This window comes from Micromonospora sp. WMMA1923 (assembly GCF_049179195.1).
GTDB classification, from domain to species: domain Bacteria; phylum Actinomycetota; class Actinomycetes; order Mycobacteriales; family Micromonosporaceae; genus Micromonospora; species Micromonospora yangpuensis.
Map to the genome: position 1 here is coordinate 3,552,805 of NZ_JBMHLZ010000001.1, position 12,113 is coordinate 3,564,917.

Below are 12,113 nucleotides of genomic sequence, written 5' to 3' on the forward strand. Positions count from 1 at the left end.
AGCCCTCCATTCATGACCACGGGGCTCGCGATCACAGGGACTTACCCACCAGCTTGACCAGGTCGACCAGGCGGTTGGAGTAGCCCCACTCGTTGTCGTACCAGCCGACGACCTTGACCTGGTTGCCGATCACCTTGGTCAGCGGCGCGTCGAAGATGCACGACGCCGGGTCGGTGACGATGTCCGAGGAGACGATCGGGTCCTCGTTGTAGACCAGGATGCCCTTGAGCGGGCCCTCGGCGGCGGCCTTGATGGCGGCGTTGACCTCGTCCACGGTGGTCTCCCGGCCGACCTCGACGCTGAGGTCGGTGGCCGAGCCGGTCGGGATCGGCACCCGCAGCGCGTACCCGTCGAGCTTGCCCTTGAGCTCCGGCAGGACCAGGCCGATGGCCTTCGCGGCGCCGGTGGAGGTCGGCACGATGTTCAGCGCGGCGGCGCGGGCCCGACGCAGGTCGGAGTGCGGCGCGTCCTGCAGGTTCTGGTCCTGGGTGTACGCGTGGATGGTGGTCATCAGACCCTTGTTGATGCCGAACGTGTCCTGCAGCACCTTGGCCATCGGGGCGAGGCAGTTGGTGGTGCAGGAGGCGTTCGAGATGATCGTGTGCTTGGCCGGGTCGTACTGGTCCTGGTTGACGCCCATGACGACCGTGACGTCCTCGTTCTTCGCCGGAGCGGAGATGATGACCTTCTTGGCCCCGCCGTCGACGTGCGCCTTGGCCTTGGTGGCGTCGGTGAAGAAACCGGTCGACTCGATGACCACGTCGACACCCAGGTCGCCCCAGGGCAGCTTGCCCGGGTCCCGCTCGGCGTACGCCTTGATGGTCTTACCGCCCACGGTGATCTCGTCGGCGGTCGCCTTGACCTCGTGCGGCAGACGACCCAGGATGCTGTCGTACTTGAGCAGGTGGGCGAGCGTCGCGTTGTCGGTCAGGTCGTTGACCGCTACTACCTCGACGTCCGCTCCGGACGCCAGGACGGCCCGGAAGAAGTTACGGCCGATGCGGCCGAAGCCGTTGATGCCAACCCGGATGGTCACAGGTCCCATCTCCTCGCGTTGTGATCCGCCGGCGTCGGTGTCGGACCGGCGGGATGGTGTGCGCCGACCGTTGGGCCGGCCGCTGACAGTTCATCTCGGCCGCCCCGCCGCGGTCCCCGAGGGACCTGACCGCCAAGGGCGGTGAATGCGGCGAGATGGGCCGGTTGTCGGCCCCCTTGCCGTACGCTTCGAGCCTATCCGAGCGGGCGACACGCCGCTGCGCCGGGGCGTGAACCCGCCCCCGCACCGCTGTCCCGCAGGTCGCTCCGGCCCTCACCGTCTCATCAGACCACGAGCATGTCGGGCGTGACGGCCGCTTCCGTATCCGGGATGCCCAGGTCGCGGGCCCGCTTGTCGGCCAGGGCGAGCAGTCGCCTTATCCGGCCGGCGATGGCGTCCTTGGTAAGCGGCGGGTTGGCCAGCGCGCCCAGCTCCTCCAGCGAGGCCTGCCGGTGCTCCAGGCGCAACCGGCCGGCGTCGGTCAGGTGGTTCGGCGCGTCGTCGGCCAGTATCTCCAGCGCCCGGGTGACCCGGGCGGCGGCGGCCACCGCGGCCCGCGCTGAGCGGCGCAGGTTCGCGTCGTCGAAGTTGGCCAGCCGGTTCGCGGTGGCCCGCACCTCACGGCGTACCCGACGCTCCTCCCAGGCCAGCACGCTGGAGTGCGCGCCGACCCGGGTGAGCAGCGCGGCGATCGCGTCGCCGTCCTTGACCACCACCCGGTCCACCCCCCGCACCTCGCGGTTCTTGGCGGTGATGCCGATCCGTCGGGCGGCACCAACCAGGGCCAGCGCCGACTCCGGGCCTGGACAGGTGATCTCCAGCGCGCTGGAGCGGCCCGGCTCGGTGAGCGAGCCGTGCGCCATGAACGCGCCCCGCCAGGCCGACACCGCGCAGCAGACGTTGGCGGCCACCACGTGCGGCGGCAGACCCCGCACCGGCCGGCCCCGGACGTCCAGCAGGCCGGTCTGGCGGGCCAGCATCTCACCGTCCTTGACCACCCGGACGATGAAGTGGCTGCCCTTGCGCAGGCCACCGGAGGCGAGGACGTGGATCTCACTGGGGTAGCCGTAGACCTCGGCGACCTCCCGCCGCAGCCGACGGGCCACCGAGCCGGTGTCGAGTTCGGCCTCGACCACCACCCGGCCGGAGACGATGTGCAGCCCCCCGGCGAAGCGCAGCAGGGCCGCCATCTCCGCTCGCCGGCAGCAGGGCTTGGGCACGTCGACCCGACTCAGCTCGTCCTTCACCGCAGCCGTCATCGCCATTGTGCGTCCCCTCACGGACCGGTTCCGGCGTGTCGCCGGTGATTACGTACGTGTCTAACGATCGGCGCCCAGGACAGGCACCAGTGCGGCGCCCAGGGCGTCTGGATCATGGCGAGGTGTGCCGTCGGCGACGGCGACCGGGGCGAGGACCAGCCGGGCCCCCAGGGATTCTGCCGCACCCTCGACCGGTCCCGGATCGCCCACCGCCTTGGCGTCGGCCAGCACCAGGTCCACCGACAGTTCGGGCAGGTACCAGCGCAGCGCGGCGAGGTGGTCGGCGAGGGAGAGCCCGAGCGTCTCCTGCTCGGTGGCGAGGTTGAGGGTGACCAGTCGCCGGGCCCGGCAGGACACGATCGCCTCGGCCAGCCCCGGCACCAGCAGGTGCGGCAGCACGCTGGTGTACCAGCTGCCGGGGCCGAAGATCAGCCAGTCCGCCTCGTGGATCGCCCGGACCGCCTGCGGGCAGGCCGTCGGGGCGGTCGGGGTGAGCCGCAGCGCCTCCACCCGGCCACCGGTCACCGCGACCTGGTGCTGACCCCGCAGGGTCTGCACCTCGTCCGGTCGGGCCGGGTCGACGCCGCGTACCCGGGCCTCGATGTCGACCGGCTGGCAGGACATCGGCAGCACCCGGCCGACCGCGCCGAGCATCGACCCGGCGTGTTCCAGGGCGGCGACCGGGTCGCCGAGCAGCTCGATCAGGCCGGCCAGGACCAGGTTGCCGACCGCGTGCCCGTCCAGGCCGTGCGGGGAGTCCCCGGCGAAGCGGTGCTGGAACAGGCCGGCGCTGCGCCGGGCGGCCGGCTCGTCGGCGGCCAACGCGACCAGCGCCTGCCGCAGGTCACCGGGGGGCAGGCCGCCGCGCTGGGCGCGCAGCCGGCCGCTGGAGCCGCCGTCGTCGCCGACGGTCACCACCGCGGTGATGTCCAATGCCAGATCGGGTACGCACCGCCGCAGCGCCCGCAGCGACGCCGCCAGCCCGTGTCCCCCGCCGAAGGCGACGACCCGGGTCGGCGTCATTCCCGCCCCAGGTCGCGGTGCTGGGCGTTGGCGGCGAGACCGGACCGACGCAGCCGGTCGGCCAGCTCCTCGGTGATCGCCACGCTGCGGTGCTTGCCGCCGGTGCACCCCACTGCCACGGTCAGGTACCGCTTGCCCTCCCGCTCGAACCCGCCGGTGGTGGCGTTCACCAGGTCGGCGTAGGAGGACACGAAGGCGTCCGCGCCCTCCTGACCGAGCACGTACGCGCTCACCGCCTCCTCACGACCTGTGTGTTCCCGCAGTTCGGGCACCCAGTACGGGTTGGGCAGGAACCGGGCGTCGAGCACGAAGTCGGCGTCCGGCGGCAGGCCGTACTTGAAGCCGAAGGAGAGCACGGTCACCCGCAGCCGCCGGGCGTCCTCGGCGCCGAACAGCTCCTCGATGCGCCGCCGGAGCTGGTTGACGTTGAGGTGGCTGGTGTCGATGATCACGTCGGCCTGGTCGCGGGCCTCCTCCAGCAGGCCACGCTCGACGGCGATGCCGTCGGCCAGCCGCCCGTCGCCCTGCAACGGGTGCGAGCGGCGCACGCTCTCGAACCGCCGGATCAGCACCTCGTCGTCGGCGTCGACGAAGACCACCCGGGGCGAGAAGCCCCGGTCCTTGAGCTCCCGGATCGCCCCGGCCAGGTCGGTGGAGAAGGCCCGGGAGCGCACGTCCAGCACCATCGCCGTACGCCGGGCCGCGCCGCCGGCCTTGACGGCCAGCTCGGCCATGTCCAGCATCAGCGCCTGGGGCAGGTTGTCGACGACGTAGAAGCCGACGTTCTCCAGGGCCCGGGCGACCGTGCTGCGCCCCCCGCCGGACAACCCGGTGACCACCACCAACGTGGTGTCCGGCTCGGCCGGGTGGCCGGTCTGCGGTGTCGTCTCGACTCTTCGCGCCTCGCTCAATCCGCTACCCCCAAGCCGTGGCGCGCGGCCGTTGCCGACCGCCGATGGTCAGTCAGCGACTCTATCCCGCCGGAGGAGGTCGATCGGTGCGCGGCCACGGGCAGCGCGGCCCCGGTACCGCAGCGCGACCGGCCGGACCGCGTTTTCGGACCTTCCGTCATATTCCCGATAGATCAACCACTTGCTGACGATCAGTGATCGTACCTAACCTCTCGGCGACAACCGCAGGTGGAGGCGGTACGAACGCGGTGGGTGCGAGGCACGAGCTGGCCGCCCGCGGCACCGTGACAGCCGACCGGGCGACCCGTCCAGGCCGCCCGGTCGTGTCCCGGTCACGCCCGCCAGCAGCCGGGCGCCGGGTGCGGTCCGGCGGTCAGGCGTCGGCGTACCGGCGGGCGGCGGCCAGGGCGGCGCGTAGCTTCTCCGCGTCGACCGGCGCGGGTCCCGCCTCGAAGAAGTTCGCCGGGTCCGTGGCGTAGAGGCCCGCGTACGCGGTGGTGTCGCGCTGGAACCGCCAGCCCTCGGCCAGCGGACCGGCGTCCACGGTGTCGTACCCGATGCTGTCGAGAAAGGCGGTCACGGCGGCCTTCGCGGCGGCGTCGTCCCCGGCGATGGCCAGGACGCTGCGGTCGGCGGCCCCGGCCGGGCGGGCCAGCGCCCGCAGGTGCGCGAAGTAGATGTTGTTGAACCCCTTGACCACGTACGCCTCCGGCAGGTGCGCCTGGAGCAGCTCACTGGTGGTCGTGGACTCGTCGTCCAGCTCCGCGATCCGCCCGTCGCGGTCCGGGTAGTAGTTGTTGGTGTCGATCACGATCTTGCCGGCCAGCTCCTTGACCGGCACCTGCCGGTAGGCGTGCAGCGGCACGGTCACCACCACGATGTCCCCGGCCGCTGCGGCCTCCGCCGGGGTGGCCGCCCGCGCCCGCGGCCCCAGCTCGGCCACCAGTTCCGCGAGCGTCTCCGGACCACGCGAGTTGCTCAGCACCACGTCGTGACCGGCGGCGACCGCCAGCCGGGCCACGGTGCCGCCGATGTTGCCGCTTCCGATGAGTCCCACAGTCGTCATGCCCGGTGCCAACCCCATCGACCCCGCCCGAATTCCCGGACCGGTGCGCCCCCGTCGACTCCCTGCGGGCGGCGCCACAATCGCGCGGTGCGGTCGAACCGGACCGGGGCGTCCCGCGTAATACGGTCCGGCGCGGGCCGACCACATCTGGGCGGACAGCGCCGACCCGACCACCGGATCCACGCGGGAGGAAACCGACATGTCGCCAGTTCCCACGGACCAGAAGAGACCGACACAGGTACGGCACACATTTTCCACGGCAGAGGTCAAGGAGGGCCTGGAAAAAGCGGCGGAGCTGAGCGTGTTTCCCGGTTTCAGGATCAATCATCCGATCGACCTTCAGAACGGGAAGTCGTTCAATCCGAAAATCTGGCTGAGCAACAAGATGACCCAGCAAGCCCCAATCGACGAGAGCCTGTGGACCGTGGTGGGAAAATTCCGCCACCTGGAGCACCTCCCGGACGGAACGGCAATCATCGTCGCCAAGCCCGGCCCGGACAGCAGCAAGACCCCCTATCAGAAGTTACCGCACCCCGGTCCGCTCCGGTCAAGGCACCCACTCTCGGATACCGACATCCGGGAGGGTCTCGAAAAGGCCCATGAGAAAAGGCAGACGAAGCCCAATTTCAGGTTGGCCGAGGACATCCTGCTCCAGAACGGCAGGAGATTCAATCCTGAGGCCTGGCTGAGTAGCGCACAACAGGCCGGAAGAGCCATCCCCGAAGAATTGCGGCCGGCGGTCGCCAGATTCCGAAACCTGGAATGGTCCGGGCCGCTCATGGTGATCGCCAACTCCCGGCGGGGCCAGGACAGCACCGCACCTACCGACGCCCCGAGCGGTCAGCTGACCGCCGCCGCAGCCGGAGCCCGGATCACTGCCCCGGTCCAGCCGCCACCGGAACCATCGGACCTCCTCAGCCCGGCCAACGCCGCCATGGCCCGGATAGCTCCCGCTGCCCCGCCTCCGCCGGCACCGGCGGATCGCTCGGCCACCAGGCCCGCGGCGGGTGGCCGGGCGGCGTCACCCGACCCGGACGTGCCCGTCAAACGCCGCCGTTGACCGGCTCCGCCTGCACCTGCCCGGTGGGTGCGGCACCCAGGTGCAGGCGGGGCCAGTCCGCCAGGTCCCGGAGGAGTTGCCGGTCGTGGGTGGCGAGGACGACCGCAGCTCCGGTGCCGCGTAGGGCGGCGGTGAGTTCGTCGACCAGGGTGGCCGAGAGATGGTTTGTCGGTTCGTCGAAAATGATCAGCTCGGGGCGACCGGCGAGTTGGACGGCCAGGTCGAGGCGGCGCTGCTGACCCTGTGACATCCGGGACACCGGCACCCGCAGCGCGTCCCGGTCGAGCAGACCGAGGCCGCTCAGCGGGAGCACCGCCCCGGCGCTGACCGTCCCGGCGGCGGCCAGCCGCCCCACCTGCCGGTCGTAGACGTCCCGCGCGGTCCGCTCCGACTCCCACCGGGGCACCTCCTGGGTCAGCACCGCGACGCGTACCCGGTTGGCCCGGGTCACCGTGCCGGTGGTGGGGGCGAGCCGCCCGCCGAGCACCGACAGCAGGGTGGACTTGCCGGCACCGTTGCCCCCGGTGACCAGCAACCGGTCGCCGGCGGTGACGGTGAGCGAGATCGGTCCCGCCAGCCGGCCGGTCACCTCGACGTCGACGGCGCGCAGCAGCGACGCGCCCGCCCGCGCCCCGAGGTCGGGCCAGCGCAGCGTCAGCGGCGGAGGCGGGACGGTGATCCGGTGCGCGTCGAGCGCCTCCTGCTGCCGGTGGAAGGCCTGCACGACGCCGGGGGCCCGGGACTGCCGCTGGTGCTTACCGGTGCCCTTGTCCGGCCGCCATCCGGTGTGCAGCCGGTCGCGGGCCTGGGCGACGGCCTCCGTGAGTCGGCGGCGCTCACCCTGCTGCCGCTCGTACTCCTGCTCCCAGCGCTGCCGGTCACGGCGGCGTTCGTCCTGCCAGGCGTCGTACCCGCCGGCGTACAGCTGGGCCTGGCCGTCCTGGCTGGGGTCGAGGTCGAGGAACTGGTGGGCCACGTCGCGCAGCAGCGCCCGGTCGTGACTGACCAGCGCGAAGCCGCCGGGATGCTCGCGCAGGCGACGGGTGAGGAACGCCAGCCCGTCCGCGTCGAGGTGGTTGGTGGGTTCGTCGAGCAGCAGGATGTCGTGGCTGGCCCCGAGCAGGCAGGCCAGCCGTACCCGGTAGCGCTGCCCCACCGACAGGGTGGCCAACTCCCGGTCGCGGTCGGTGCAGGCACCGAGCGCCGCCAGCGCGATCTCCACCCGGCGCTCGGCGTCCCAGGCGTCCAGGCGGGTCGCCGCGTCCAGGGCGACGGCGTACCGGTCGTCGGCGCCGGCGGCCCCCTCGGTCAGCGCCAGGGTGGCCGACTCCAACGCGGCCAACGCGGCCAGCGGGGCCCGCAACGCGGCCGAGGTCAGGGTCCCGACGGTCGCGCCGGCGGCGACCGTCAACTCCTGCTCGACCAGACCGACCGTGCCGGTCCGCGCGACGCTACCCCGATCGGGTACGAGCAGACCGGCGAGGACGTGCAGCAGCGTGGTCTTGCCACGGCCGTTCTCGCCGACCACGGCCAGCCGGGACCGGGCGGAGACGGTGACCGAGACGTCGTGCAGGACCCGGCGGCCTCCCCGAATGACGGAGACGTCGTCGGCCCGCAGGTGGGCGCTCGGACCGGCCGGAAGGTCGTCGACCGCTACCGGGCCGGACGGGGTCGACGGGGACAGGGAGAGGTCAGGGGTGTGGGACACGAGGCGCTCCGCAGCTCGGGATCGAGCCGGGCAGCCGGAAACAGCCGCCCGGCGGGGAAGCCGGGACGGCGAGCGCGGATCAGGTCAGAGGTGCGCCGCCGTCAGCGGGCGGAACGCACCTTCTGCGACCACAGGCCTCTACTCATGCCGGGAACGATAACAGGAAGCAACCTCCGTACGTCAGCCGTCAGTACCGACGCCACCCCATGATCCGCTCACGACCGAGCACACCGACATAGTCCCAGGGTTCATCGAGGCAGGACGCCGTGTCGGCCGCACGGATGATCCCGGTCAGCCGTTCCATCAGCTCGTCCGGGTCGGGCTGCGCCTGCTCACAGAGCTGGACGTGCACCGCGCGGATCGCGCCGCCGATCTCAGCCGGCTCTTCCTCGTACGTCTCCCAGGCGTCCATGAGGTGCCCGGCGATCCCGTCCCAGGCGCGGGCCGCCCGTTCGACCACCAGCAGCGTGGCCTCGGTCACCGGGCGGGCGGCCAACGTCTGCACCTCCTCCACGATCGCCTGGCCGGCCTTCGCCACGTCGTGCAGGTCCCAGCGGTATCCGCTGGTCGACTCGTCGGCCAGCCTCTCGACAGTCCGGGCGATGTCCGCCAACTCGGCATCGGTCGGCGGTGCCAGCCGGCCGGTGTGTGCCCGCAGCCGAGCCTCCAACACCCGGTCGGTGGCCGCGTACTCCGCGATCAGGAAGGCCAGCCGGCGGGCAGGCAGCGTGCCCGCCAGGTCGGCCAGCTCGGCCACCTTCGGATCGACGGTCACCGCGGACGGCGGGGTGGCAGCCGACGAGAAGGAGAAGTTGTCGGCCAGGGCGACCGTGGTGACGGCCACCGCGTGTGCGCAGAGTTCCTGCTCGTCCGGGCAGTCACACTCGACGGTGAAGCCCTCCGAGGTGACCCCGACCCAGACCTCGTACGGCGGCTCGCCGGCCGCCCGGAGCACGGCGGACACTCCCCCGCCGGCCGAAACGACCGTTGCCGGCTCACCGGCGGCCCGAAGACGGTCGGCCACCTCGCAGGCCGACGGACCGGCGATGTCGCGCAGGGATTCGATGTCGATGCGTACGGCCATCCCGACATCCAACCCGGTCACCCGATGCCACCGGCATCCGGGGCGACGTCACGGGTGGAGAATCGCCCAGGGCCAGCAGGTCGACATCCTCCAGCGGCCGGGCCGACCACCAACCTGAGCCCCGACCTCGCCGCTCCTGGCTACGGAATCCTGGTCACGGCCGACCTGCACCAGTTGCAGCGCGAAGAGGAACGCCGAGAAAGTCCGGCTTCCACCACGTGCGCTTTCCACAGGTCGGCAACGGGCTGCCGGCGGTGGCCAGCGTGATCGCCACCATCGTGACAGGTCTACCGGCTGTCCTTCCAGAGCTTCAAGCGGACACAACTTCCTTGTTGTAGTGGTCTCCGGAGGGTGCGTGGGGACAACATCCTGGTTGTTGTGGAACATCTGTGACGGACATCGGCCTGGGGCGACGGTGGACGTTGCATCTCAGTTTTCCGGGCCGGGACCTGACGGAGGCTCGCGAGCCGGCGGTGATCGACACGGAGGGGTTGACCGTGCTGCGGTCGGTGACCGCGCCCCCGGGTGCGGGAAGTCGGTCAGCGGCCCACGTACGCGGCGAGGTGTTCGCCGGTCAGGGTGGAGCGCGCGGCGACCAGGTCGGCCGGGGTGCCCTCGAAGACGATCCGGCCGCCATCATGGCCGGCGCCGGGGCCGAGGTCGACGATCCAGTCGGCGTGCGCCATGACCGCCTGGTGATGCTCGATGACGATCACCGACTTGCCGGCGTCCACCAGCCGGTCGAGCAGGCCGAGCAGCTGCTCGACGTCGGCCAGGTGCAGGCCGGTGGTCGGCTCGTCGAGGACGTACACGCCGCCCTTGGCGGACATGTGGGTGGCGAGCTTGAGCCGCTGGCGCTCACCGCCGGAGAGGGTGGTCAGCGGTTGGCCGAGGCTGAGGTAGCCGAGCCCGACGTCGACGAGCCGGTCGAGGATGGTGTGCGCGGCCGGGGTGCGGGCCTCGCCGGTGCCGAAGAACTCCTCGGCCTCGGCCACCGACATCGCCAGCACCTCGCTGATGTTGCGCCCGCCGAGCCGGTACTCCAGCACCGAGGCGTCGAACCGGCGGCCCTCGCACTGCTCGCAGACGCTGGCGACGCCGGCCATCATCGCCAGGTCGGTGTAGATCACCCCGGCCCCGTTGCAGGTCGGGCAGGCCCCGGCGGAGTTGGCGCTGAACAGCGCGGGCTTGACCCCGTTGGCCTTGGCGAACGCCTTGCGGATCGGCTCCAGCAACCCGGTGTACGTCGCCGGGTTGCTGCGCCGGGAGCCCCGGATCGCACCCTGGTCGATCGAGATCACCTCGGCCCCGGCCGGGATCGACGAGTGGATCAGGGAACTCTTGCCGGAGCCGGCCACCCCGGTCACCACGACCAGCACGCCGAGCGGGATGTCGACGTCGACGTTCTGGAGGTTGTGCGTGTCGGCGCCGCGGATCTGCAGCGCCCCGGTGGGCCTACGGACCTGCTCCTTGCAGCTGGCCCGGTCGTCGAGGTGCCGGCCGGTCAGGGTGTCGCTGGCCCGTAGCCCCTCGACGGTGCCCTCGAAACAGACGGTGCCGCCGGCCGTGCCGGCCCCGGGGCCGAGGTCCACGACGTGGTCGGCGATCGCGATCGTCTCCGGCTTGTGCTCCACCACCAGCACCGTGTTGCCCTTGTCCCGTAGCCGCAGCAGCAGGTCGTTCATCCGGGCGATGTCGTGCGGGTGCAGGCCGGCGGTGGGCTCGTCGAAGACGTACGTGACGTCGGTGAGCGAGGAGCCGAGGTGCCGGATCATCTTGACCCGCTGCGCCTCGCCACCGGAGAGGGTGCCCGCGGGCCGGTCCAGCGAGAGGTAGCCAAGCCCGATCTCCACGAACGAGTCGAGGGTCCGTCCGAGCGTGGTCAGCAGCGGCGTCACCGACGGCTCGGCCAGGCCCCGGATCCAGTCGGCCAGGTCGCTGATCTGCATCGCGCACGCGTCGGCGATGCTGATGCCGGCGATCTTCGACGAGCGGGCGCCGGGGTTGAGCCGGGTGCCGGCGCAGTCGGGGCAGGTGGTGAAGACGACCGCCCGGTCCACGAACGCCCGGATGTGCGGCTGCATCGCCTCCCGGTCCTTGGCCAGGTACGACTTCTGGATCTTCGGGATCAGCCCCTCGTACGTCAGGTTGACGTTGTCGACCTTGATCTTGGTCGGTTCCTTGTGCAGCAGGTCGTGCAGTTCCCGCTCGGTGAACTCGCGGATCGGCTTGTCCGGATCAAAGAAGCCGCAGCCGCTGAAGATCCGGCCGTACCAGCCCTCGACGCTGTAACCGGGCACGGTCAGCGCGCCCTCGTTGAGCGACTTGGTGTCGTCGTAGAGGGCGGAGAGGTCGAAGTCGCTCACCCGGCCCAGGCCCTCACAACGCGGGCACATCCCGCCGGTGATGCTGAAGGTACGCCGTTCCTTCGTCGGGCTGCCGCCGCGCTCGACGGTGACCGCGCCGCTGCCGCTGGCCGAGGCGACGTTGAAGGAGAACGCCTGCGGCGAGCCGAGGTGCGGCTGCCCGAGCCGGCTGAACAGGATCCGCAGCATGGCGTTGGCGTCGGTGGCGGTGCCGACGGTGGAGCGCGCGTTGGCCCCCATCCGCTCCTGGTCGACGATGATCGCGGTGGTCAACCCGTCGAGCACGTCGACCTCGGGGCGGGCCAGCGTCGGCATGAACCCCTGCACGAAGGCGCTGTACGTCTCGTTGATCATCCGCTGCGACTCGGCGGCGATGGTGCCGAACACCAGCGAACTCTTGCCGGAACCGGAGACACCGGTGAAGACCGTCAGCCGACGTTTGGGGAGCTCGACGCTGACGTCCTTGAGGTTGTTCTCCCGGGCGCCCTGCACCCGGATCATCTCGTGGCTGTCGGCGACGTGCCGACCGGACGCCTGCGGCGCGCTGCTCGGGGCCTTGCTCATGGTGTCTCCAGGGTCAGCCACGGGTGCCGACGAGGC

The 12,113-nt window shown here is 71.5% G+C and carries 9 protein-coding genes; 1 reads left to right on the plus strand and 8 read right to left on the minus strand.

What is annotated here, in order from left to right; genetic code table 11:
- Window positions 1-31: 31 nt before the first annotated feature.
- The 5 genes from gap to ACN28G_RS15960 all read right to left on the minus strand — a co-directional run bounded on the left by gap (window position 32) and on the right by ACN28G_RS15960 (window position 5,295).
- Window positions 32-1,036 (minus strand): type I glyceraldehyde-3-phosphate dehydrogenase, encoded by a 1,005-nt coding sequence (gene gap / locus ACN28G_RS15940; RefSeq protein ID WP_091440754.1) that lies wholly within the window; start codon window positions 1,034-1,036, stop codon window positions 32-34.
- A 284-nt stretch (window positions 1,037-1,320) separates the two neighbouring features.
- Complete coding sequence (gene whiA / locus ACN28G_RS15945; RefSeq protein WP_091440759.1) at window positions 1,321-2,301, minus strand: DNA-binding protein WhiA; 981 nt, start codon at window positions 2,299-2,301, stop codon at window positions 1,321-1,323.
- 54 nt (window positions 2,302-2,355) lie between these two features.
- On the minus strand, window positions 2,356-3,318 hold the full coding sequence (locus ACN28G_RS15950) for a gluconeogenesis factor YvcK family protein (RefSeq protein WP_091440763.1): 963 nt from the start codon (window positions 3,316-3,318) through the stop codon (window positions 2,356-2,358).
- Window positions 3,315-4,229, minus strand: coding sequence for an RNase adapter RapZ (gene rapZ, locus ACN28G_RS15955; RefSeq protein WP_421479540.1), 915 nt, complete (start codon window positions 4,227-4,229; stop codon window positions 3,315-3,317). Before rapZ ends, ACN28G_RS15950 begins: the two co-directional genes overlap by 4 nt.
- 373 nt (window positions 4,230-4,602) lie before the next feature.
- Complete coding sequence (locus ACN28G_RS15960; protein ID WP_091440770.1) at window positions 4,603-5,295, minus strand: NADPH-dependent F420 reductase; 693 nt, start codon at window positions 5,293-5,295, stop codon at window positions 4,603-4,605.
- A 199-nt stretch (window positions 5,296-5,494) separates the two neighbouring features.
- Between ACN28G_RS15960 and ACN28G_RS15965 the strand changes: the two genes are divergently transcribed.
- Window positions 5,495-6,355 carry a hypothetical protein gene (locus ACN28G_RS15965; RefSeq protein ID WP_139135720.1) on the plus strand — a complete coding sequence of 287 codons (861 nt, stop codon included), beginning with the start codon at window positions 5,495-5,497 and terminating at the stop codon, window positions 6,353-6,355.
- Here ACN28G_RS15965 and ACN28G_RS15970 read toward each other — a convergent pair.
- From ACN28G_RS15970 to ACN28G_RS15980, 3 genes are all read right to left on the minus strand, one after another.
- Window positions 6,339-8,063, minus strand: a complete 1,725-nt coding sequence (locus ACN28G_RS15970; protein ID WP_421479541.1) for an ABC-F family ATP-binding cassette domain-containing protein — start codon at window positions 8,061-8,063, stop codon at window positions 6,339-6,341. The genes ACN28G_RS15965 and ACN28G_RS15970 overlap by 17 nt on opposite strands.
- 187 nt (window positions 8,064-8,250) lie before the next feature.
- The gene (locus ACN28G_RS15975) at window positions 8,251-9,168 is read right to left on the minus strand and encodes a hypothetical protein (protein WP_421479542.1); all 918 of its coding nucleotides are present in this window, start codon (window positions 9,166-9,168) and stop codon (window positions 8,251-8,253) included.
- Window positions 9,169-9,686: 518 nt separating this feature from the next.
- Entirely contained in the window at window positions 9,687-12,077 is a 2,391-nt protein-coding gene (locus ACN28G_RS15980) for an ATP-binding cassette domain-containing protein (protein WP_421479543.1), read from the minus strand.
- Window positions 12,078-12,113 lie beyond the last annotated feature (36 nt).